Raw genomic sequence first — 20,148 nt, forward strand, 5'->3', positions numbered from 1 at the left:
CCACCCGCACCCAGTCACCGGCCGGAGGCCAGGAACCGCTCCACCCGGCCCGAGAACCACCCCGCGTCGTCCAGCCAAGGAAAGTGCACCGCCCCGGGCTGCACATCCACCACCCCCCGCGGAAACAGCTCCGCGAGCTGCCCGGCCAGGGCCGGCCGCGGGTTCCCGTCCAGCCCGCCCGCCAGCACCAGCACCTCCCCCTCGACCCGCCGCAGCCCGGCCCGGGTGGCCGGCGGGTCGAAGGCGCCGGGCCCCGCATAGGCCTCGGCGGCCTTCTCGTTCTGCTGCGCCGCGCCCGCGGCCCAGTCGGCACGGGCCGCATCGTCCCAGCGCCCGTAGAACAGCGGGGCGGCCGCCTCCCACGCCTCGTCGGTGTCGGGGCCGCCGCCGAGTATCCCCTCGTACGCCTCGATGGCCCGGTCGTACAGCTCGGTACCCGCCCGCAGCCGGGCCGCCTCCAGCCGGTGCTCCACCGTGACCGGCAGGTCCACGGCCCAGGCGGTGGGGGTGACCAGCACGATCCGGCGTACCCGGTCCGGATGCGCGGCCGCGTAGAGCAGGGCGAGATTGCCGCCGGCCGAGTGCGCGAGCACGTCCATGCGCTCCAGTCCGAGATGGACCCGCAGCGCCTCGACGTCCGCCACCTGGTGGTCGACCCGGTACGTCGACTCGTCCGCCGGGACGGCGGAGTCACCCGTGCCGCGCAGGTCGAGCAGGACCAGCCGCCGCCCCGCGCCCAGGCCTCCGAGGTCCCCCAGGTAGGCCGAGGCCCGCATGGCGCCGCCCGGAATGCAGATGAGCGGTTCACTCCCTCCCCCGCCCCCGCCCCCATCCCCGCCCTTGAGGTGGTAGACGAGTCCCGTTCCGTCGTACGTCGTGAAGGTAGGCATGCGGACCATCACAACAGACGATCACTCGTTCGAGTCATTGATTTACCTCACGCACACCTGGCAATCTACCGAATGATCGTTCGGTTCATTCAGGATGAGGTGACGGCATGGTGGTGCACGCGGATCTCCACGACAAAGGCGAGCGGCTCAGCCGCGATGAGCTGGCCTCCCTCCAGTTGAGCCGGCTGCGCGCGACCCTGCTCCGCGCCTACGAGCGGGTGCCCTTCTACCGCGAGGCCTTCGACAAGGCGGGCGTGCATCCCCACGACTGCCGCTCCCTCGCCGACCTCGCCCTGTTCCCCTTCACCGCGAAGACCGACCTCCGCGACCAGTACCCCTTCGGCATGTTCGCCGTACCGCGCTCCGAGGTGCGCCGCATCCACGCCTCCAGCGGAACCACGGGGCGCCCCACCGTGGTCGGTTACACCGACGGGGACCTTTCCACCTGGGCGGACGTGGTGGCCCGGTCGATACGGGCAGCAGGCGGCCGGCCCGGCCAGATCGTGCACATCGCCTACGGCTACGGCCTGTTCACCGGCGGCCTCGGCGCGCACTACGGGGCCGAGCGCCTCGGCTGCACGGTCGTGCCCGCGTCGGGCGGGATGACGGACCGGCAGGTCCGGCTCATCGAGGACTTCAGACCGGAGGTCATCATGGTGACGCCCTCCTACATGCTGACCCTGCTGGACGAGATGGAGCGCCAGGGCATCGATCCGCGCGCCACCTCCCTGCGGACGGGCATCTTCGGTGCGGAGCCGTGGACGGAGGAGATGCGTCGGGAGATCGAGGAGCGGCTCGGCATCGACGCGGTGGACATATACGGGCTGTCCGAGGTCATGGGTCCGGGCGTGGCCCAGGAGTTCGCGTCGACCAAGGACGGGCTCCACATATGGGAGGACCACTTCTACCCCGAGGTGGTCGACCCCCTGACGGGCGAGGTACTGCCCGACGGCGAGCCGGGCGAGCTGGTGTTCACCTCCCTCACCAAGGAGGCCATGCCCGTCATCCGCTACCGCACCCGGGACCTGACCCGGCTGCTGCCCGGTACGGCCCGGCCCGCCTTCCGCCGGATGGAGAAGATCACGGGCCGTAGCGACGACATGATCATCCTGCGCGGGGTCAACATGTATCCGACCCAGGTCGAGGAGATCCTGCTCCGGACGGCCGGGCTGGCTCCGCACTTCCAGCTGCGGCTGACCCGGGAGGGGCGGCTCGACGCGCTGACGGTGCGGGTGGAGGCCCGTCGTGAGACGGGGGCGGACCGCAGGGCCGCCGCGGCCGCCGAGGTCGTCCGGGCCGTCAAGGAGGGCATCGGGGTCTCCGTCCGGGTGGAGGTCGTCGACCCGGAGACCCTGGAGCGTTCGGTGGGGAAGATCAAGCGGCTGGTGGACCTGCGGGGCGCCGGGGCGGAGTGACACACGCCCGGGGGCGGGTGAAACCACCCTTTCGGGTCCACTTCGAGGTCCCTTCCGGGAAGGGGGCTGCCCGCGCGGGTAGGGCATGAGGCGTGACCTCGATCATCCGGCAGCTCTACGACCGGCTCCAGGGCTCCCCTGCCGGTCTGGCGTGGAGCCGAGGCCGGGAGATGGAGCTCATGCACCGGGCGATGGGCTTCGCGGCCCTCGGCTTCCTCACCCTGGTGCCGTTGCTGATCGTCGTGGCGGCCGCCGCACCCGGCAGCGGTTCGGGGTTCGGCCGCTGGCTCGGCCAGGCCCTCGGGGTGACACAGGCGTCCCGCGCCCGGGTCGAGCTGTTGTTCGGCGCGGCGGACCTGGCGCTGGAGCGGACCACTGCCTTCGGCCTAGCGGCGCTGGCCGTCTTCGGCCTGACCTTCGGTTCCGCCGTGCAGACCGGCTACGAGAAGGTCTGGGACCTGCCGACCGCCCGCTGGCACACCATGTGGCGGCACGTCGTCTGGCTGGCCCTGCTGGTCTGCTACCTCGCCCTGCTGGTGGCGATCCCGGCGCCGCCCCACAGTGTCCTCGGCACGGCCGTGGGCACCCTGGGCGACCTGTTCGGCACCTGCCTGTTCTTCGTCGCCTCGCAGCGGCTGCTGCTCTGCGGGCGGGTCCGCTGGCGCGCGCTGGTACCGGGTGCGCTGGCGACGAGCCTGGGGCTGCTGGGGCTGCGGGTCTTCTCGCAGCTGGTGTTCTCCCCGCTGATCGCGTCGAACGCCGTGACGTACGGCCCCTTCGGCACCCTGCTGGTCGTGCAGTCCTGGCTGGTCGGGGTGGGCTTCGTGGTGTACGGCGGGGCGCTCGTCGGTCGGCTCGTCCATGAGCACCTCACGCTGACGCGCCTGCGGCGCGACGGACTCCTCCCCTCCGACGGGGGGCCATCCCATGATCCGGAAACGGGCTGACCCCACCGCTCCACTGATGGCAGGATCGGTTCGCACCGCAGTCAACACACTTGATCCACAGGGGGATTGATGACAACGCAGCACGCCGCGGGTGAAGTGACCGGCCGGGTCTGGCTGATCACCGGGGCCTCGTCCGGCTTCGGCCGGACCCTCACCGAGGCCGCGCTCGCGGCCGGTGACACCGTGGTCGCGGCGGCCCGCCGCACCCAGCCGCTCGAAGCACTCGCGGCCGAGCACCCGGAGCGGCTCGTGCCGCTCGCCGTGGACGTCGCGGACGTCACGCGCGCCGAGGCGGCCGTGGCGGAGGTCGTGGACCGCTTCGGCCGGATCGACGTCCTGGTCAACAACGCGGGCCGGGGCCTGATCGGGGCCGTGGAGGAAACCTCGGACGCCGAGCTCCGGGACCTGATGGACCTGCACTTCTTCGGTCCGGCGGCGCTCACCCGCGCCGTCCTCCCCCACATGCGGGCCCGCAAGTCGGGTGCCGTCGTCCAGATGAGCAGCATGGGCGGACGGCTGTCGTTCCCCGGGGTCGGGGCGTACTCGGCGACGAAGTTCGCCCTGGAGGGGCTGACGGAGGCGCTCGCCGGGGAGGTCGCGGCGTTCGGCATCAAGGCACTGATCGTGGAGCCGGGTGCGTTCCGTACGGGCTTCGCCGGCGGGGCGGCGCTGCAGCAGACCGCCACCGAGCTGGAGGCATACGCGGACACGGTGGGCGGAGTCCGCAAGGGTCTGCCGGACAGTGACGGCAAGCAGCCCGGCGACCCCGTCAAGGCGGCCGCGGCGATCCTCGCCGCGCTGGACGCCGAGCACACGCCGCTGCGGCTGGCGCTCGGCAACGACGCGCTCGACGCGATCCTGGCCCACGCGGACGCGGCTCGCGCCGAAGCCCTCACCTGGGAGCCGACCAGCCGCGGTACGGACTTCGACGCCTGATCCCGCCGACCGCGCACCGGCCCCCGCCCCATGGCCGCCCGCCCGAGCACCCCTCCGAACACGAGGCCGGGCGCCGGGCCAAGGGGGCTCCGCCGGTCCCGGGGCGGCGCCGGGCCGGAGCGAGGCGGGGGCGCGGCCGAGGCGAGGCCGGGGCAACGCCGGGGCAAGGCCGAGGCGAGGCCGAGGCAGGGCCGGGGCGAGACCGAGGCAGGGCCGGGCCTCGGGCTTGGTCCGGGCCGCCCTGGGCCGGGGGGCCGAGCCCTCGGCCGGGGGCCGCGCCCTGGCGGTCGGAGAGCCTCGTCAGTGCGAGCCGGCCGGCGGGCGGGCGGCGAATCGGTCGCGGAGGTCGCGCTTGAGGATCTTGCCGCTGGCGTTGCGCGGGAGGGCGTCCACGAACAGGACCTGCTTCGGGGCCTTGAAGTGGGCCAGCTTCTCCCGCGCGTACGCCATCAGCTCGGCCTCGGTCACCTCCCCGCGCGGCACCACCACGGCCGTCACCGCCTCGATCCACCGCTCGTCCGGCAGCCCGACCACGGCCGCCTCGGCAACCCCCGGGTGCGTGTACAGCACGTCCTCGACCTGCCGGGAGGCGACCAGCACGCCGCCCGAGTTGATGACGTCCTTGACCCGGTCGACGACCGTGAAATAGCCCTCGGCGTCGCGCACCGCGAGGTCGCCCGAGCGGAACCAGCCGTCCCGGAAGGCCTTCTCCGTGGCCTCCGGGTCGTTCCAGTAGCCCCGGCACAGCTGCGGTGACCGGTAGACCACCTCGCCCGCCGTGCCGGCCGGCACGTCCTTGCCGTCCTCGTCGACGACCTTCGCCTCCACATGCCGTACGGTCCGCCCGCAGGAGTCCATCCGCCCCTCGTGCTCGTCCGGCCCCAGTACCGTGGCCAGCGGGCCGATCTCGCTCTGGCCGAAGCAGTTGTAGAAGCCGAGTCCGGGCAGCCGCTCGCGCAGCCGCTCCAGGACCGGTACCGGCATGATCGACGCCCCGTAGTACGCCTTGCGCAGGGCGCTCAGGTCGCGCCGCCCGAAGTCGGGGTGGTTGGCCAGTCCGATCCACACGGTCGGCGGGGCGAAGAGGCTGTCCGCCTCCCCCGCCTCCACCAGGTCGAAGACCCGCTCCGCGACCGGCGCGTCCAGGATGGTGTTGCTCGCCCCCACCGCCAGGTACGGCAGCAGGAAGACATGCATCTGCGCCGAGTGGTACAGCGGCAGCGAGTGCACCGGCCGGTCCTCCTCGGCCAGGTCCAGCGCCTCGATCGCGCTCTCGTACTCGTGCGCGAGCGCCCGGTGCGTCATCATCGCGCCCTTGGGCAGGGCCGTGGTACCGGAGGTGTACAGCAGCTGCGCCAGCCCGTCCGGTTGGCTGCGGCCGTCGAAGGGCAGCGGCTGGGCGAGCTCGCCCAGGAAGGATCCGGCGGCGTCCCGCAGCGGGCGTACCCGGTAGCCCTCCGGGATCCGCCCGGCGAGGTCCGGATCCGCGAGGACCAGGGCGCTGGTGCTGTTGTCCAGGATGTACGCCAGGTCCTCGCCGGTGAGGTTCTGGTTCACCGGGACGTGCGTGAGCCCGGCGCGGGCGCAGGCGAGGAAGGCGAGGAGGTAGGCGTCGGAGTTGTGGGCGAAGGTCGCTACCCGGTCCCCCTCGGACAGCCCGTACCGCTCCCGCAGCACGGCGGCGCCGGTGGTGGCGGCCGCGTCGAGTTCCGCGTAGGTCCAGGTCCGTTCGTGGTAGCGGACGGCGACCCGGTCGGGCACCCGGCCCGCGCTGTGGCGCACGAGTCCGTCGACCGTCCGGTCCCGCACCGCCCGCCGCGCGCCGTCCGCACCCTCCGCCTGCCCGGCCTGACCGGCCTGCCCTTGCCCTGCCCGCTCTGGCGTCATGGCGCGATCCTCATGCCCCGTACGCCCAAGGTCAATAACCGGGAGACCGACGCCCGCACCGCCGGTCCGAGCAAGCAACTCAAGGAGCTGATGCGCGACTGGACCGCCGGAATCCACGCCTGGCTCGCCCAGAACAGGATCACCGACCCGGCGTGCAGGGGCGCCGGCTGGGTCCTCCCTGTCACCGCCACGGACGTGGCGGCCCGCAGCTTCGCCGTCCCCACTTCGCCGATCCCCCACGCCTCGGCACTGGGGCGAGGCGTGGCGCCGCAGCCGGTGAACGGCCAATTCCGTGACCAACGGGCCTCAATGACCGGCGCGAGCGGCCGTGGGCGGGCGAACCGCTCTGCCCTGACGCCCGAGCAGGACGCCCGGACCGGCAGAAGGCTGACGTGTCGTAACCCGGTAACTCGGGCCTGCGTTTCACGAGGTGCGGGCAGGCGCCCGCGACATTGTCTGAAAGAGCAGGAGACCGATGAGACGGGCCAACCGAAACAGTCTGATCGCTGTCGCCGCCGCCTCCGGTGTGATGGCCATGGCCGGGTCGGTGCATGCCGACTCCACAACGGACGGTTCGACTGCCGACTCACCCGGACTGATCTCCGGCGACGGCATCCAGTTGCCGGTACACCTCCCCGTGAGCGCGTGCGGGAACACCGTGAACGTGGTCGGGCTGCTCAACCCCGCCATCGGTAACGGATGCGCCGACGCTGGTGCCCCTGCACACGGGGACGACCGGCCCCCGGCTCCACGGCAGGCCACATCCGACGGCGGTGCGACGGACTCGCCGGGCGTTGTCACCGGCAACGGCATCCGGCTTCCGATCCATTTGCCCGTGAACGCCAGCGGGAACACCGTGAGTGGGGTGGGTGTCGGTAGTCCCGCCTTCGGTAATCAGACCGCGAACAACACTGGCGACCGTCCCGAGGAGTTCGGCCGACCCGCACCGTCCGAGGAGCCCACCCAGCAGCCGCCCACGCAGACCACTCCGTCGGTGCGCTCGAAGCCTCCCGTCCGCTCCCGGCCACACGTACCTCCCATGGTCCGCTCCCTGCCGAGGCCGGTCTCCACCGACGTCCCGCACCGCGGCGACGACGCCCTCGCCCACACCGGCACGGAGGGCACATCGGGAGCCGCCGCCGCGGGCCTGGCCGCGCTGCTGGCCGGAGGGGTGTTGTCCCGGCGCTTCCGTTCGAGCACACCCAGCCGAGGCTGACGGGAAGCCGCCCCGCGCGTCGGGCGGGCTCAGCGCGGCCGCGCAGGCCTCGGACCCGCTGCCGGGCCCACACATCGCGCTGGCCGAACCCGTGGCCCTGTGCACCGGTAACCGGCGCGGTGCCGGTGACCACGGCGGGCCCGCGCCGGTTGGCCTCGCCGAGCCGTCGAGGTACGCGGGGTAGGTGCCCAGGCTCGCGATGAGCCGGGACACGGAGGTGTCCTCCTCGGGTGCGGCGAGCAGCGGGTTGGCCCGCTTCTCGGCGCCGACGGCGAAGGTGCGTTCGCTGCCCGGTTCGGCCTACGTCCGGCGGGGCGGTCAGCCGCTCGAGGGAGTGGTACTGAGCGCGGGCCGGCTCCTCCGTCCGGTCGGCGCCGAGGAGGTCGGTGCGGGCGGCGGAGTTCACGATCAGCAACCCGCCGGTGACGGGGAGGCCGACCTCATCGCCTTCGCCCGGTGCCAGGATCGCGGCTCCGTGGTCGGGGGCGAGCTGGACGGCACCGGAGAGGAGGTCGGCGTGCAGATGCGTATCGGCCGCGTAGGCCAGGGCCAGACCGCGCCGCTCGGCGGCGGCGTGCAGGGCGCGCAGGTCACGACTCGCATCGACGGCGAGAGCGCGGCCATCGCCCAGGTCGAGGAGGCAGGACCTCACGACGCCTCGGCACACTTGCAGACCCTCAAGCAGGGCGGTTTCGTCGCCACGCTCCGGGAAGGCGTCCGGAGCCGCTACCGGCTCGCCGGCGACGACGTCGCCCAGCGGCGCCCAGCTCTTCGCCCTGCTGCGGAAGATCGCCGACCGCCACCAGGCCGCCGCAACGTGGTCGGGTTCGACGTCCGGCCGCTGGAGGAGTACCACGCCGGACACATCCCCGGCGCGGGACTGCGCGCTCGCCTACGACGCCGTACGGTGCTCATGCGCACGGCCAGCAGGCGATCCGGCTCAGCCGGCATGCTCGAACGGCGCCTGGCCGACCTCCCCGTGCACGCCGGAGCGACGGGTCCCCACGCGTCATTCGTGGCAACGACGATGAACCCGAGCTCGTCTGGGACAAGTGCGCCGACGGCGGCCGACGGTGTCCGCCGGCCGCCGTCGCGGGTCACGCGAGCGTGAGGAAGAGCTTCTCCAGTTCCTGCTCGCTCATCGGCGGCGCGCCTTCCTCGCTCTCGGCGAGGCACTGGCGCATGCCGCTCGCGACGATCTTGAAGCCGGCCCGGTCGAGGGCGCGGGAGACCGCCGCGAGCTGCGTGACGACGTCCTTGCAGTCACGGCCGGCCTCGATCATGGCGATGACACCCGCGAGCTGCCCTTGAGCGCGCCTCAGCCGGTTGAGGACCGCGGTCGCCGCCTCTTCTTCCACCTTCACCGAGTTCCTCCTTCATACCGACCATCGGCTCAAGAATACCCCTGCGGGTATAACGCCAGGGGCGTGCGGCCGATTCCGGGGAGCCTACCCGGGGCGCTTCCATGGCGGGCCGTGGGCGGCGTGCTCGCACTGTGCCCCAGGTCACCGCGGTCGCCACCGCGAGGCCGATACCGGTCCAGGCGAGCGGGCCGGCCCAGATCGCGTGGGGCAGTTGCCGGCCGAGGACGAAGACACCCATGACGACGACGAACCAGCCGAACGCCTTGCGCAGGGTGTCCTGGGGGATGCGCCCGGCGAAGCGGCTGCCGATGAGGCTGCCTACGACGGCCGCGCCGGTCACCAGCAGGGCGAGGTTCCAGTCGATCTGGACGTCGGCGAGGTGGCCGGCGAGTCCCGAGAAGGACTTCATCGCGATGACCAGGAGCGAGGTACCGACGGCGACGCTCATGGGGAGTCCGCCGAGCAGGGCGAGGGCGGGGACGACGAGGAATCCGCCGCCGGAGCCGACCAGACCGGTGACCGCGCCGACGACGAGGCCCTCGACGATCACGTGCGTGAGGGGCAGTTCGGTATGGGCAGCCTCAACCGGCTTCGCCTTGCGGGACTTGCGGAGCATGGCGGCGGCCGTGGCGAGCATCATCAGGGCGAAGGCGACGAGCAGTACGGTGCCGGGGATGTACTCGGCGAGGCGTCCGCCGCCGTAGGCGCCGACCATGCTGACCGCGCCGAAGATCAGCCCGGTGCGCCAGCGCACCCGGCCGGCCCGGGCGTGCGGGACGAGGCCGACAAGGCTGGTCACGCCGACGACGAACAGGGAGGTGGCGATGGCCTGCTTGGTATCCATCCCGGCCAGGTAGACCAGGATCGGCACGGTCAGGATGGAACCGCCGCCGCCCAGGATGCCCAGACTGACGCCGATCAGGACGGAAACCGCGAGGATGAGCGCGATCACGAGCGGTCCCGCAGGGAGGCGATGACGGTGCGGATGTCTGTACGCGGTCCGCGGTTGTAGGGCAACTTGGACAGGATCATGCCCATGGCGCAGGTGTTGCTGAGGGCGGCGAACGTCAGCCCGGCGCCGATCGCGGCACCGATCAGGTGCGCTCCGGGCACGAATACACCCGCGACGCCGGTGACGAGCACGGTCGATCCGGCGATCAGGCGGACCTGGCGCTCCAGGTCCCAGCGCGCCTCGCCCCGGTTGACCGGGGCGCCGGCGGCCTCCCAGGCCGTCATGCCGCCGTCCAGGACGCGCAGGTTGGGCAAGCCGGCCTCAGCGAGGGCCTGCTCGGCCTGGGCGGCGCGGGCGCCGGAGCGACAGACGAGGACGACGTCCTCGTCGAGGTGGGTCAGGAGTTCGGCGCGGTGCTCGCGCAGGGTGTCGAGCGGGACGTTGTAGGCACCGGGGATGTGGACCGTCCGGAACTCGCCCGGGGTGCGCACGTCCAGCACGCGGGGGCCGCGTCCGCCGGCGGTGAGCTGTTGAAGGGCGGCGGGGGTGAGGCCGACGGCGCGGGAGGCGTCGATGGTCATGAAAGCTCTCCGTCGTGGTGAAGGGTCCGCATGAAATACGGGGAGGGGTATATGCGGAGGTGTTGGGGCAGGCGGGATGGGTGGGGGCGGGTGTGGGCCGGCGCGTCCGAACGGGGCCGGTCGGAGCACGAGGCCACGCGCGGCTGCGCCGGCGGCTTCGAAGGGCCGGGGATCACCGGCCGGCCCCGGTGGGGCCGGCCCGGCTCCGTCAGACGGCGGCGGGCGTGTTCGACAGGACCCAGGCGGCATGGCCCCCGAGGATGTCCGAAACGTCGGTGTAGCCGTGGTGGCGCAGCAGGCTCGCGGCGATCGACGAGCGGTGGCCGCCCGCGCAGTGCAGGACCAGGGACCGGTCGCGGGGAATCTCGTCCATGCGGCGGGGCAGCTCGCCGAGCGCGATGTGCACGGCGCCGTCGATGAAGCCGTCGTCTCCGCGCTCGCCGCAGTTGCGGACGTCGATGACGACCGGCGGGTTGTCGCCCGCCAGGGCGGCACGGACCTCGGCGGCGGTGAGGCGGCCGGCCGAGGTGACCTCGTCGGCCAGGGCGGTCAGGGCGTCGTCCGGGGAGCGCAGGTAGCCGGCCACGCGGTCGAAGCCGATCCGGGCCAGGCGGGTGACGATCTCCTCCTCGCGGTTCTGCGGGGTGACGACCAGCAGGTCGGCGTGGGCGGGCAGGACGGTGCCGGCCTGCTCGGCGAAGCGGCCGTCGGCCGGCACGTTCACCGAGCCGCGCAAGTGTCCGGCTGCGAACGCCTGCGGGTCACGGGCGTCAACGACCACGGCGCCGGAAGCGCGGAGGTGGGTGAAGTCCTCGACGCTCAGCGGCCTCGGTGCGGCGGCCGGGTCGAACAGCTCGCGCTCCTTGCGGTTGAGCTCGGCGTCGAAGGCGAAGTAGCCGGGAGCAGCGGACTGTCCGGCGGTCACGATGGCCACGAACTCGGCCTGCGTCATGGGCACGCAGGCGTAGTTGGTGGCCCGCTGCTCGCCGATGGTGGACTGCTTCTGCGCCGAGAGGTTCTTGCCGCAGGCGGATCCGGCGCCGTGCGCGGGGAAGACCCGCACCTCGTCCGGCAGGCCCATCAGCTTGTTGTGGACGCTGTCGTAGAGCATGGCGCCGAGTTCGTCGGCGGTGACACCGGCGGAGGCGAGCAGGTCGGGGCGGCCCACGTCGCCGATGAAGAGCGCGTCGCCGGTGAGCACGCCGTACGGGACGGCGTCCCGGCCGTGCTCGTGGACCAGCACGCTGATCGATTCCGGGGTGTGCCCCGGGGTCTCCATGATCTCCAGGCTGACGTCGCCCAGAGTGATCGTCTCGCCGGCGGCGAGCTTGCGGATCGGGTACTCGGTCTCGGCCCGGCGTCCGTAGCCGATCCAGGCGCCGGTCTCGGCCGCCATCTCGAGGTGTCCGGCGACGAAGTCCGCGTGGAAGTGGGTGTTGATGACGCCGACCACGGTGAAGCCGCGGGCCTCGGCGTCCGCCAGGTACTCCGAGACGTCCCGGCGGGGATCGACGACCACCGCCTTGCCGGTGGTCTCGTCGGCGATCATGTACGACGCCTGCGAGAGGCATTCGAGGTAGTACTGGGCGAAGAACACGGAAGCCTCCGTAATCGATGACTCCAATACCCTGGGGGGTATTTGAGAGGTCAAAAGGTGGCCCGTCCCTCGGAGGGGCGGGCGCGTGAACGGGGGAAGGTCAGACCGCCCCGGGGGCGACCCCGGGCACGAGCGGGCAACCCGCGCCGCCGGCCCGGCCGCGGGTCCCGCCGGCGGCGGAAAGGGCGGCGGCCGGCCTCGGCAGCGGGACGAGATGCGCACCAGGCCCGCGTGCTGCCCGACACTCCTCCGGCTCCCGCACGTCGACAACCACGGCGTCGGCACTCCGGGCCGCGACGAAGCTCTGCAGGTCCACTTCACGAGTCATGAGCGGGTTCACCTCCAGATACCCCCGTGGGTATTACGCCTTCGACGGTAAACACCTCCCGCCGACACTGTCAAATACCCCCCTGGGTATCCGTGGAGCCGCCGGCTCGCGGCCGCACGGAACAAACCCGCTCTTACGCCCGTTGAAGCGTCGTATACCCCACCGGGTATATGGGAGGAGAGTGGAACCCATGCCGACCGTCGAGCTGACCAAGGAAAACTTCGAGGACACCGTCACGGGCTCGGAGATCGTGCTGATCGACTTCTGGGCCGGATGGTGCGGCCCCTGCCGTAGGTTCGCCCCCGTCTACGAGAAGGCAGCCGAGCGCCACCCGGACATCGTCTTCGGCAAGGTCGACACCGAGGCGCAGCCGGAACTCGCCGGCGCCTTCCGGATCTCCTCCATCCCCACCCTGATGGCCATCCGCCACCGGACGGCGCTCTACGCGCAGCCCGGCGCACTGCCGCCACAGGCCCTGGAGGAACTGATCACCAGGATTCGGTCCGTCGACATGGACGAGCTCCACCGGCAGGCCGCCACCCGCACGGCAGGGCGGAACTGACGCCCGGAGTCACCACCTCATGCTGTTCGCGGCCCGCCCCCTGGGCCGACCAGGGCTTCGGCATCCTGACCGGGATCGACGTCCATCGGGCCGGGCGCGTTCGCGCTGTACGGGCGCGGCCTCCGGCTTCGCGCTCCCGCTTCGGCGGTGTGAGGGGCCAACGGGGCCGGACAGTTGCCCGAAAGGCCCATGCCCGAGGCCGACGGATCGCCCACAGTGGGAGCACCCGCCGGAACCGGAGGTACGGCCATGACGGACACCGCACTGGAAGGACCTGGTAGGCAGCTGCCGGGGGATGCCAACCGGCTCGATGTGACCCACGTCGACGGTGACGTCTTCGTTGTCGACGTGCGCGGGCACCACGTCCGTGTCGACCAGCCCAGGGACGCGGGCGGGACGGACAGCGCGCCCACGCCGACCGAGCTGTTCGCAGCGTCCCTGGCCACGTGCATCGCCTTCTACGCGGGGCGCTACCTGCTCCGCCACGGCCTGTCGTGCGAAGGTCTGGGTGTGCGGGCGGAATTCGCCATGGCCACCGACCGCCCCGCCCGGGTGGCCACGGTGCACTTGGTGATCGTGCCGCCCCCGCAGCTGCCCGAGGGACGGCGCGCCGGCCTGCTCGCCGTCGCGTCGCACTGCACCGTCCACAACACGCTCAGGCAGCCGCCGGAAATCCGCATCGACTTCGCGTCCTAGCAGCCCCTCCCCCGAGGAAGGCGGACGGCTATCGGCGCGGCCCCGGGTCGGCGGTGGCGGAGAAGCCGTCGTGCCAGGCGGCGCGCGCGCCGGAGTCGCCGATTCGGTAGACCTGCACGATCGTGCCCGCCCCGATCAGCAGGGCGAGCACGATCGCCGCCGCGCGCAGGGGCGTGGACCGGACCCACGCCGGGGCCGGCGGGGTGGCCGAGGCGCGCCGCTGCACCCACCAGACGGCCGTGGCCAGGACGAAGAGCGCCAGGACCCAGGGCAGCAGTCCGTCTCCGAGCTCGGCGTGGCGGCGGATCAGCGGATCGCGCTCGACGTGGCGCTCCAGCCACTCGCCCGCCTCCGTTGTCAGCGGCACACTGACCAGGACCGCCAGCGCGAGGACCGGCAGTGCGAGACCGACCCGGCGGGCGGCGCGGGAGAAGCAGGTGCACGCGATCAGGGCGAGGGCGGCCAGGGGCGCCAGGACCACGACGACGTGCACCAGGAGGATGTGGGTGGGGAGACCGTCGACCAGGCCGAGTCCCATGGTGCTCCTTCGGAAGATGCGGTGAGGCGGTTGGGGGTTCGGGCGGCAGCCTCACAGCCGAACCTCTGCGTACCCTCTGAAACGGCCCCGCACCCCGCCCTCAGGGGTGACTCAGAGAATGTTCAGAGGTGGGCCGCGCCCCGGAGGAGCGTTCCGCGGGAGATGCTGGAGGGGCCATGGAAGAGCCCCGTACGACCTCACCCCTGCGCCGCCCGGACGGCCAAGCGGTCCGGATACTCGTCGTCGACGACGAGCCCGACGTGACCGACGTCCTCGCCTCCGCGCTGACCGCCGAGGGCTGGGAGGTCCGCACGGCGGCGGACGGGGCCGCCGCGGTCGCGGCCGGCCTCGACTTCCGGCCCGACGCCGTGGTCCTGGACCGGATGCTGCCCGACCTCGACGGCGTGCAGGTGCTCCGGGCCCTGCGGCGGGACGCGCCCCGGGTGGGCGTGCTCTTCCTGACCGCGCGGGACGCCGTCGAGGACCGGATCGCCGGGATCACCGCCGGCGGAGACGACTACGTCACCAAGCCGTACAGTCTGGAGGAGGTCCTGGCCCGGCTGCGCGGCCTGCTGCGGAGGGCCGGGATGCTCGCCGACTCCGACGGGGCGCACCGGCTGACCGTCGGCGACCTCAGCATGGACGAGGAAGCACGGGAGGTCACCCGTGGCGGGATCGTGATCGGCCTGTCGCGGACCGAGTTCGAGCTGCTGCGCTTCCTGATGCGCAACCCGCGCCGGGTGTTGTCCAAGGCCCAGATCCTGGACCGGGTGTGGGCCTACGACTTCGGCGGGCGCGCCCACGTCGTCGAGCTCTACATCAGCTACCTGCGCAAGAAGATCGACGCCGGGCGGTCCCCGATGATCCACACGGTCCGCGGCCTGGGGTACGTACTGAAGCCCGGTGCCACCCCGTGAGACGCCTCGCCCCCCGCACCCTGCGCGGCCAGCTCACCGCCGGGCTGGTCGCACTCCTCGCCCTGGCCTGCCTGGCCGTCGGCGTCACCACCGCCGTGGCCCTGCGCGGGTTCCTGACCGCACGGCTGGACGAGCAGCTGACCGCGTCCCAGGGCCGGTTCGCCGCCAGTCTGGAGCACGAGACCGTACCCGACGCCGACAACCGCCCCGACACCCGCGGCCAGGCCGACGGGACCTTCGGCGCACGCCTCCTGAATGGCGCCGTCACCCAGGCCGCCGTCGTCGACAACGCGGCCGACCGCCCCCTGACCCCCACCCCCGACGACCGCCGCGCCCTCGCCCGCATCCCCGTCGACGGCCACGGACACTCCCTCAGGCTCTCCGGCCCCGGCCGCTACCGCGTCACGGCCGTACGGGGCGACGACGGCGACGTCCTGGTGACCGGACTGCCCCTGCACCCGCTGGAGGAGACCGTCCACCGCGTCGAGGCGGTCGAGGCCGCCCTGTTCGGCACGGCCCTGGCACTCACCGGCATCGCGGCCGCCGCCTGGGTACGGATCTCCCTGAGACCCCTGCGCCGGGTCACCGCCCGCGCGGCGGAGGTGGCGGAGCTGCCCCTCGCGAGCGGCGAGGTCGCCATGCCGAGCCCGCTGCCCGATACCGACCCGCGCACGGAGGTCGGCCAGGTCGGCAGCGCCCTCAACCGCATGCTCGGTCACATCGAGGACGCCCTCGGCCGCCGCCACGCCAGTGAGGAGCGGCTGCGCCACTTCGCCGCCGACGCCAGCCACGAACTGCGCACGCCGGTCGCGAACATCCGCGGCCACGCCGAACTCGCCCTGCGCCACCGGGGCCCCGTACCGGGCGACGTCCGGCACGCCCTGGAGCGCATCGAGGCGGAGTCGCAGCGCATGACCTCACTCGTCGACGACCTCCTCCTGCTCGCCCGGCTGGACGCCGGGCGGCCGCTCGAACGCGCGGAGGTCGACCTCACCCTCCTCATCCTCGACGCGACGGCCGACGCCCGTGCCGCCGGCCCGGGCCACCACTGGCGTCTCGACCTCCCCGAGGAGCCGGTCGTCGTCACAGGCGACGCCCGCGGCCTCCAGCAGGGCGTCGGCAACCTCCTCGCCAACGCCCGCACCCACACCCCGCCCGGCACCGAGGTGACCGTCACGCTCGCGACCGGGCCGGGAAGCGCCACCGTGACCGTGACGGACGACGGTCCCGGCATCCCCGACGAGCTCCAGCCCGAGGTCTTCGGACGCTTCGTCCGGGCCGACCACTCCCGCTCCCGGGTGACCGGCAGCACGGGCCTCGGCCTCGCGATCGTCCACGCCGTTGCCGCGGCGCACGGCGGAAGCGCCGCCATCACCAGCCGCCCCGGACACACCGAATTCCGCCTGACGTTGCCCCTCGCCTGACGACCTCGTGCGTGGTTGGCCGCGGCGCGGCGGTCGGCGGCGGCCGACTGGGACTCCGCCCGTGGCCGTCCCCTCTCGTCGTCGGACGGTGATGCGATCAAGTCAGTCATGGTCGGCATCGGCGCGCAACGATGTCCCGCCGGGCTTGTCCGTGTCGATACTCTGACACCGGACCGGGGCAGGCAGGCCGAGGAGAAGCACATGAGTGAGGGGGATCCGTTGACCCAGGTGCCACGGATGCGGCTGGACGAGCTGCTCGACGAGCTGCAGGTGCGCATCGACGCGGTGCGCGGCACGCGGGACCGGGTGCACAGCCTGCTGGAGGCCGTGGTGTCGGTCGGGCGGGAGCTGGATCTCGCCCAGGTGCTCCGCAGGATCGTGGAGGCGGCCGCACTTCTCGTCGACGCCGAGTACGGCGCGCTGGGTGTCATCGGCCCCGACGGACGGACGCTCTCGCAGTTCCTGACCGTGGGACTCACCGAGAAGGAGATCGCCGAGATCGGTCCCCTGCCGGCCGGCCACGGCCTGCTCGGGGAGGTCATCCACCACCCTGAGCCCTTGCGCCTCACCGATCTCGGTGCGCACTCCTCCTCCTACGGCTTTCCGGCCCACCACCCGCCCATGCGGACCTTCCTCGGCATCCCGATCCGGGTCCGCGACGAGGTCTTCGGCAACCTGTACCTCACCGACAAGCGCGGCGGGATCGATTTCGACACCGAGGACGAGACGGTGATCTCCACCCTCTCCGTGGCGGCAGGGGTGGCGATCGACAACGCGCGGCTGTACGAGGGCTCCCAGCGCCAGCAGCGGTGGCTCAGGGCGAATGCGGAAATCACCGGGAGCCTGCTGTCCGGCAGTTCGCGCCCGGCGGTGCTGGAGCTCATCGCCCGCCGCGCACAGGAGATCACCGCGGCGCGGCTCGCGGACATCGCGATGCCGGTGGCCGGGGCCGAGAGACTGGTCGTCGAGTTCGCGGTCGGCGCGGACAGCGAAGCACGGCAGGGGCTCGTCGTCCCCTTCTCGGGAACGCTCTGCGGGGCCGCGCACCGGACCGGCCGGCCCGTCGCATCCCCGCACGCCTCCGACGACGAGCGGTATCCCGCCGACGTCCAGGTCCAGGGCGGGCTCGGCCCTGCCGTGGCGGTGCCGCTCGGAACCACTGCCGGAGCGAGCAGGGGCGTCCTGCTGCTCGCCCGCCCGGTGGGCGAGCCGGCGTTCACCGAAGGGGAACTGGAGCCGCTCGTAGCCTTCGCCGGCCAGGCGGCGCTGGCCCTGGAGCTGGCGGAGCGGCGACGGGACGCCGAGCAGATCGCCCTCCTGGAGGAGCGCGACCGGATCGCCCGCGACCTGCACGATCTGGCCATCCAGCGGCTTTTCGCCACCGGCATGACGCTGCAGAGCGCCGCTCGCCTCGTCGAGCACGAGGGGGCTGCGGAGCGGGTCGGCCGTGCGGTCGACGATCTCGACGAGACCATCAAGATCATCCGATCGACGATCTTCGGGCTGCGCACGAAGGACCGTGAGAGCGGCCCCGGGCTGCGGGCCCGAGCCGCCCGCGCGGTCGGCGACGCGGCCACCGCCCTCGGCCATCCGCCGCGGCTGAGCATGGAAGGCCTGCTCGACACGGACGTGCCGCCGCAGATCGCCGACCACGTCATGGCGGTGCTGGGTGAGCTCCTGAGCAACGCGGCCCGCCACGCGCAGGCGACCCGGGTCGGCGTGACCCTCAAGGCCGGACCGGGGGAGATCGTGCTGACCGTCTCGGACAACGGCAGGGGGATCCCGGCGCAGGGGCGCAGGAGCGGCCTGATCAACCTCGCCGAACGGGCCGAGAGCCTGGGCGGGACCTTCTGCGTCGACAGCCCCGACGAGGGGGGCAGCAGGCTCGTCTGGCGGGCGCCGCTGCCCACCGGGAGCTGACGACACGGTCACGACGGGCCCCGGGCTGCCGACGCGGGGGGCGTCCTGTCCGCCTCCAGCCTGAATCCGGTGACGAGATCGGGGCGGATCCGCAGAGCGCCGGCCACGCGGTGCGCCACCCACGGACGCAGGAGTACCGCGTAGCGGTCGGCCTCGTCGGTATCGGTCACCGGGCTCGCGTATCCGGTGACGACCACGCTCCACCCGAGGTGGGTGTCGGGGTCGATCACATCCGCTTCGTAGGCGACCACCACACCGGGGACATCGGCGGGCGCCACGAGAGAGGCGAGCGCACCGTCGTCGTGGATCCTTACGATGATCTCCCCGTCCTCGACGAGGTGGTTGACCGGGCGGACGGCAGGCAATGCCTGCTGCGTGAAGACGATGCGTCCCAAGGACACCGTCGCCACCAGTCGCAGGGCCTCGTCCCTGTCCAGCTTGCGCATGCGCCGGGCAGTGATCACATCGCGCACCTGGCCGCCGGCCGGCAGCGTGCCGTTCTGGTCCATGATGCGCGCCCTCATCCCGTAAGCCATCGGTTTTCGCCGCTTCCGAGGCACCAGCCTCCCGTGCGATCCACACGACAGCCAGGGCCGAACGGTCCCCAACCGGGCACCGGTTTCGCGCACGGCCGGGATCACGTCACCATGAGCCGCAGCCTGCGTTCGGCTCCCAGCACCCGCATGGACTTGACCAGGAGGGGCGGCACATCACGCAGGACGAGCCTCGTGCCACCCGCTCGGCAGAACCGGTGGAGCCGGAGGAAGAGATCGATGCCCGAGCTGTCGCAGAAGGAGATCCCGGACAGGTCCAGGACCAGGTTCCGGTGGCCCGCCCCGGCGAGTTCGGTGAGGCGCGGTTCCACCTGTCCCACCGTGTGTAGATCAAGCTCTCCGGCCAGGGCGACTCGCAGTCCCCGCTCATCGTGGGCCACGGCCTTCAGGTCGATCAAGGCGGTCGTCATGGAGCCCTCCGCGCTGTGTGCGGCTCGGGCGAGCCGCATCGTTCCCCGTGCGGCCTCAGTTGACGCGATACCGACGGCGCCGGGGAAGGTCCGGCCGGCCTCTCGGCAGGGCCGAAGGTCCCTTCGCGAGAGGTCCGCCCGCGCGCGTCGTACGGGACGCCTGCGCGAAAGGGCCGATCGGCCCTGTCCGTTCGGCCCCTCCGGAAGGCAGGATGCTGGAGTTCGTGCGCCCAGGACGAGCATCCGGCGAAGGAGTTGCCCCATGACCGACAGCGGTGCCCTCACCCCCACGAAGACGCCGATCACGGTCTTCCTCCTCGACGATCACGAAGTCGTGCGCCGCGGGGTGCACGACCTGCTGGACGCCGAACCCGACGTGACCGTGGTCGGCGAGGCGAGCACGGCGGAACAGGCGCTCGTCCGGATTCCCGCTCTGCGTCCCCAGGTTGCCGTGCTGGACGTCCGGCTGCAGGACGGTGACGGCGTGAGCGTGTGCCGTGAGCTGCGCTCACGCATGCCCGGACTCGCCTGCCTGATGCTCACATCGTTCGACGACGAGGAAGCCCTGCTGGACGCCGTGATGGCAGGGGCCTCCGGATACGTGCTGAAGCAGATCAGCGGTACCGACCTGGTCACGGCCGTACGGACCGTCGCGGCAGGCCAGTCCATGCTGGACCCGGGCGCCACGACGCGTCTGATGGCCCGGATGCGCGGTGACGTCCCCCAGGAGGAGCAGGTCCCGGGTCTGCCCGGCTTCACCGACCGGGAGAAGGAAATCCTGGTCATGGTCAGCGAGGGGCTCACCAACCGGGAGATCGGCAAGCGGATGTACCTCGCGGAGAAGACGGTGAAGAACATCATCTCGCGGCTGTTCACCAAGCTCGGTGTGGAGCGGCGCGTCCAGGCGGCGGTGATCGCCAGCCACACCCTGATCCCGCCCAGCCAGCACCCGGTCCCGATGCCCGAATAGCCGTCGGAGGGGGGCCGGGCACGCCGTAGGGCGTGCCCGGCCCC

General features: G+C 72.4%; 20 protein-coding genes and 1 pseudogene. 12 read left to right on the forward strand and 9 right to left on the reverse strand.

Translation table 11 applies throughout. The features are described from left to right. Positions 1 to 14 precede the first annotated feature (14 nt). Complete coding sequence (locus tag ACZ6Y1_RS04910) at positions 15 to 890, reverse strand: alpha/beta fold hydrolase (RefSeq protein ID WP_469622942.1); 876 nt, start codon at positions 888 to 890, stop codon at positions 15 to 17. Between the two features lie 107 nt (positions 891 to 997). Between ACZ6Y1_RS04910 and paaK the strand changes: the two genes are divergently transcribed. The 3 genes from paaK to ACZ6Y1_RS04925 all read left to right on the forward strand — a co-directional run bounded on the left by paaK (position 998) and on the right by ACZ6Y1_RS04925 (position 4,188). Further along, a complete protein-coding gene (gene paaK / locus ACZ6Y1_RS04915) occupies positions 998 to 2,305 on the forward strand; it encodes a phenylacetate--CoA ligase PaaK (RefSeq protein ID WP_469622945.1) in 1,308 nt (435 codons plus the stop codon). Between the two features lie 92 nt (positions 2,306 to 2,397). Beyond that, positions 2,398 to 3,252 (forward strand): YhjD/YihY/BrkB family envelope integrity protein, encoded by an 855-nt coding sequence (locus tag ACZ6Y1_RS04920; protein ID WP_469622948.1) that lies wholly within the window; start codon positions 2,398 to 2,400, stop codon positions 3,250 to 3,252. A 69-nt stretch (positions 3,253 to 3,321) separates the two neighbouring features. After that, the gene (locus tag ACZ6Y1_RS04925) at positions 3,322 to 4,188 is read left to right on the forward strand and encodes an oxidoreductase (protein WP_469622951.1); all 867 of its coding nucleotides are present in this window, start codon (positions 3,322 to 3,324) and stop codon (positions 4,186 to 4,188) included. 300 nt (positions 4,189 to 4,488) lie between these two features. On the opposite strand, the gene ACZ6Y1_RS04930 is transcribed toward ACZ6Y1_RS04925, so the two are convergent. Further along, the gene (locus tag ACZ6Y1_RS04930) at positions 4,489 to 6,075 is read right to left on the reverse strand and encodes a fatty acyl-CoA synthetase (protein WP_469622955.1); all 1,587 of its coding nucleotides are present in this window, start codon (positions 6,073 to 6,075) and stop codon (positions 4,489 to 4,491) included. A gap of 535 nt (positions 6,076 to 6,610) precedes the next feature. Here ACZ6Y1_RS04930 and ACZ6Y1_RS04935 point away from each other — a divergent pair. The 3 genes and pseudogenes from ACZ6Y1_RS04935 to ACZ6Y1_RS04945 form a co-directional block, all read left to right on the forward strand. Then, a pseudogene (locus tag ACZ6Y1_RS04935) lies at positions 6,611 to 6,970 on the forward strand (chaplin); the annotation flags it as partial. Between the two features lie 144 nt (positions 6,971 to 7,114). Then, a complete protein-coding gene (locus ACZ6Y1_RS04940) occupies positions 7,115 to 7,291 on the forward strand; it encodes an LPXTG cell wall anchor domain-containing protein (protein WP_469623689.1) in 177 nt (58 codons plus the stop codon). A gap of 199 nt (positions 7,292 to 7,490) precedes the next feature. Continuing rightward, entirely contained in the window at positions 7,491 to 8,402 is a 912-nt protein-coding gene (locus ACZ6Y1_RS04945; RefSeq protein ID WP_469622957.1) for a helix-turn-helix domain-containing protein, read from the forward strand. Here ACZ6Y1_RS04945 and ACZ6Y1_RS04950 read toward each other — a convergent pair. The 4 genes from ACZ6Y1_RS04950 to ACZ6Y1_RS04965 all read right to left on the reverse strand — a co-directional run bounded on the left by ACZ6Y1_RS04950 (position 8,389) and on the right by ACZ6Y1_RS04965 (position 11,785). Then, positions 8,389 to 8,655 (reverse strand): metal-sensitive transcriptional regulator, encoded by a 267-nt coding sequence (locus ACZ6Y1_RS04950; protein ID WP_031004254.1) that lies wholly within the window; start codon positions 8,653 to 8,655, stop codon positions 8,389 to 8,391. The two genes, ACZ6Y1_RS04945 and ACZ6Y1_RS04950, sit on opposite strands and share 14 nt — an antisense overlap. Then, entirely contained in the window at positions 8,555 to 9,607 is a 1,053-nt protein-coding gene (locus ACZ6Y1_RS04955; RefSeq protein ID WP_469622962.1) for a sulfite exporter TauE/SafE family protein, read from the reverse strand. Before ACZ6Y1_RS04955 ends, ACZ6Y1_RS04950 begins: the two co-directional genes overlap by 101 nt. Continuing rightward, complete coding sequence (locus ACZ6Y1_RS04960) at positions 9,604 to 10,188, reverse strand: rhodanese-like domain-containing protein (RefSeq protein WP_469622966.1); 585 nt, start codon at positions 10,186 to 10,188, stop codon at positions 9,604 to 9,606. The genes ACZ6Y1_RS04955 and ACZ6Y1_RS04960 overlap by 4 nt, the downstream gene beginning before the upstream one ends. Positions 10,189 to 10,396: 208 nt before the next feature. After that, positions 10,397 to 11,785: a rhodanese-like domain-containing protein gene (locus ACZ6Y1_RS04965; protein ID WP_469622968.1), complete on the reverse strand. Its 1,389-nt coding sequence runs from the start codon at positions 11,783 to 11,785 to the stop codon at positions 10,397 to 10,399. A 518-nt stretch (positions 11,786 to 12,303) separates the two neighbouring features. Here ACZ6Y1_RS04965 and ACZ6Y1_RS04970 point away from each other — a divergent pair. Both ACZ6Y1_RS04970 and ACZ6Y1_RS04975 read left to right on the forward strand, forming a co-directional pair. Then, complete coding sequence (locus ACZ6Y1_RS04970) at positions 12,304 to 12,675, forward strand: thioredoxin family protein (RefSeq protein ID WP_469622971.1); 372 nt, start codon at positions 12,304 to 12,306, stop codon at positions 12,673 to 12,675. 249 nt (positions 12,676 to 12,924) lie between these two features. Then, positions 12,925 to 13,371, forward strand: coding sequence for an OsmC family protein (locus tag ACZ6Y1_RS04975; RefSeq protein WP_469622974.1), 447 nt, complete (start codon positions 12,925 to 12,927; stop codon positions 13,369 to 13,371). Between the two features lie 28 nt (positions 13,372 to 13,399). On the opposite strand, the gene ACZ6Y1_RS04980 is transcribed toward ACZ6Y1_RS04975, so the two are convergent. Continuing rightward, positions 13,400 to 13,909, reverse strand: a complete 510-nt coding sequence (locus ACZ6Y1_RS04980; RefSeq protein ID WP_469622976.1) for a DUF2231 domain-containing protein — start codon at positions 13,907 to 13,909, stop codon at positions 13,400 to 13,402. A gap of 176 nt (positions 13,910 to 14,085) precedes the next feature. On the opposite strand from ACZ6Y1_RS04980, the gene ACZ6Y1_RS04985 reads away from it, so the two are divergent. The 3 genes from ACZ6Y1_RS04985 (at position 14,086) to ACZ6Y1_RS04995 (ending at position 18,170) form a co-directional block, all read left to right on the forward strand. Further along, entirely contained in the window at positions 14,086 to 14,826 is a 741-nt protein-coding gene (locus tag ACZ6Y1_RS04985) for a response regulator transcription factor (protein WP_469622978.1), read from the forward strand. Beyond that, positions 14,823 to 16,250: a HAMP domain-containing sensor histidine kinase gene (locus ACZ6Y1_RS04990; RefSeq protein ID WP_469622981.1), complete on the forward strand. Its 1,428-nt coding sequence runs from the start codon at positions 14,823 to 14,825 to the stop codon at positions 16,248 to 16,250. The genes ACZ6Y1_RS04985 and ACZ6Y1_RS04990 overlap by 4 nt, the downstream gene beginning before the upstream one ends. Positions 16,251 to 16,451: 201 nt before the next feature. Continuing rightward, the gene (locus ACZ6Y1_RS04995) at positions 16,452 to 18,170 is read left to right on the forward strand and encodes a GAF domain-containing sensor histidine kinase (protein ID WP_469622984.1); all 1,719 of its coding nucleotides are present in this window, start codon (positions 16,452 to 16,454) and stop codon (positions 18,168 to 18,170) included. Between the two features lie 8 nt (positions 18,171 to 18,178). Here the strand turns inward: ACZ6Y1_RS04995 and ACZ6Y1_RS05000 are convergent, their stop codons facing one another. Both ACZ6Y1_RS05000 and ACZ6Y1_RS05005 read right to left on the reverse strand, forming a co-directional pair. Continuing rightward, a complete protein-coding gene (locus ACZ6Y1_RS05000; RefSeq protein WP_469622987.1) occupies positions 18,179 to 18,679 on the reverse strand; it encodes a pyridoxamine 5'-phosphate oxidase family protein in 501 nt (166 codons plus the stop codon). A gap of 128 nt (positions 18,680 to 18,807) precedes the next feature. Then, positions 18,808 to 19,134: an STAS domain-containing protein gene (locus tag ACZ6Y1_RS05005; RefSeq protein WP_469622990.1), complete on the reverse strand. Its 327-nt coding sequence runs from the start codon at positions 19,132 to 19,134 to the stop codon at positions 18,808 to 18,810. Between the two features lie 262 nt (positions 19,135 to 19,396). Here ACZ6Y1_RS05005 and ACZ6Y1_RS05010 point away from each other — a divergent pair, with 262 nt between their 5' ends. Further along, the gene (locus tag ACZ6Y1_RS05010) at positions 19,397 to 20,104 is read left to right on the forward strand and encodes a response regulator (RefSeq protein ID WP_469622992.1); all 708 of its coding nucleotides are present in this window, start codon (positions 19,397 to 19,399) and stop codon (positions 20,102 to 20,104) included. Positions 20,105 to 20,148: the final 44 nt, after the last annotated feature.

It is taken from the genome of Streptomyces sp. NPDC053432 (assembly GCF_055585365.1).

What these genes read in the sequence shown, in the direction of transcription:
- ACZ6Y1_RS04910 (WP_469622942.1), bottom strand. Translation starts at nt 890, where the DNA reads ATGCCTACCTTCACGACGTACGACGGAACGGGACTCGTCTACCACCTC.
- paaK (WP_469622945.1), top strand. Translation starts at nt 998, where the DNA reads ATGGTGGTGCACGCGGATCTCCACGACAAAGGCGAGCGGCTCAGCCGC.
- ACZ6Y1_RS04925 (WP_469622951.1), top strand. Translation starts at nt 3,322, where the DNA reads ATGACAACGCAGCACGCCGCGGGTGAAGTGACCGGCCGGGTCTGGCTG.
- ACZ6Y1_RS04930 (WP_469622955.1), bottom strand. Translation starts at nt 6,075, where the DNA reads ATGACGCCAGAGCGGGCAGGGCAAGGGCAGGCCGGTCAGGCCGGGCAG.
- ACZ6Y1_RS04940 (WP_469623689.1), top strand. Translation starts at nt 7,115, where the DNA reads ATGGTCCGCTCCCTGCCGAGGCCGGTCTCCACCGACGTCCCGCACCGC.
- ACZ6Y1_RS04945 (WP_469622957.1), top strand. Translation starts at nt 7,491, where the DNA reads ATGAGCCGGGACACGGAGGTGTCCTCCTCGGGTGCGGCGAGCAGCGGG.
- ACZ6Y1_RS04960 (WP_469622966.1), bottom strand. Translation starts at nt 10,188, where the DNA reads ATGACCATCGACGCCTCCCGCGCCGTCGGCCTCACCCCCGCCGCCCTT.
- ACZ6Y1_RS04970 (WP_469622971.1), top strand. Translation starts at nt 12,304, where the DNA reads ATGCCGACCGTCGAGCTGACCAAGGAAAACTTCGAGGACACCGTCACG.
- ACZ6Y1_RS04975 (WP_469622974.1), top strand. Translation starts at nt 12,925, where the DNA reads ATGACGGACACCGCACTGGAAGGACCTGGTAGGCAGCTGCCGGGGGAT.
- ACZ6Y1_RS04980 (WP_469622976.1), bottom strand. Translation starts at nt 13,909, where the DNA reads ATGGGACTCGGCCTGGTCGACGGTCTCCCCACCCACATCCTCCTGGTG.
- ACZ6Y1_RS04985 (WP_469622978.1), top strand. Translation starts at nt 14,086, where the DNA reads ATGGAAGAGCCCCGTACGACCTCACCCCTGCGCCGCCCGGACGGCCAA.
- ACZ6Y1_RS04995 (WP_469622984.1), top strand. Translation starts at nt 16,452, where the DNA reads ATGAGTGAGGGGGATCCGTTGACCCAGGTGCCACGGATGCGGCTGGAC.
- ACZ6Y1_RS05000 (WP_469622987.1), bottom strand. Translation starts at nt 18,679, where the DNA reads ATGGACCAGAACGGCACGCTGCCGGCCGGCGGCCAGGTGCGCGATGTG.
- ACZ6Y1_RS05005 (WP_469622990.1), bottom strand. Translation starts at nt 19,134, where the DNA reads ATGACGACCGCCTTGATCGACCTGAAGGCCGTGGCCCACGATGAGCGG.
- ACZ6Y1_RS05010 (WP_469622992.1), top strand. Translation starts at nt 19,397, where the DNA reads ATGACCGACAGCGGTGCCCTCACCCCCACGAAGACGCCGATCACGGTC.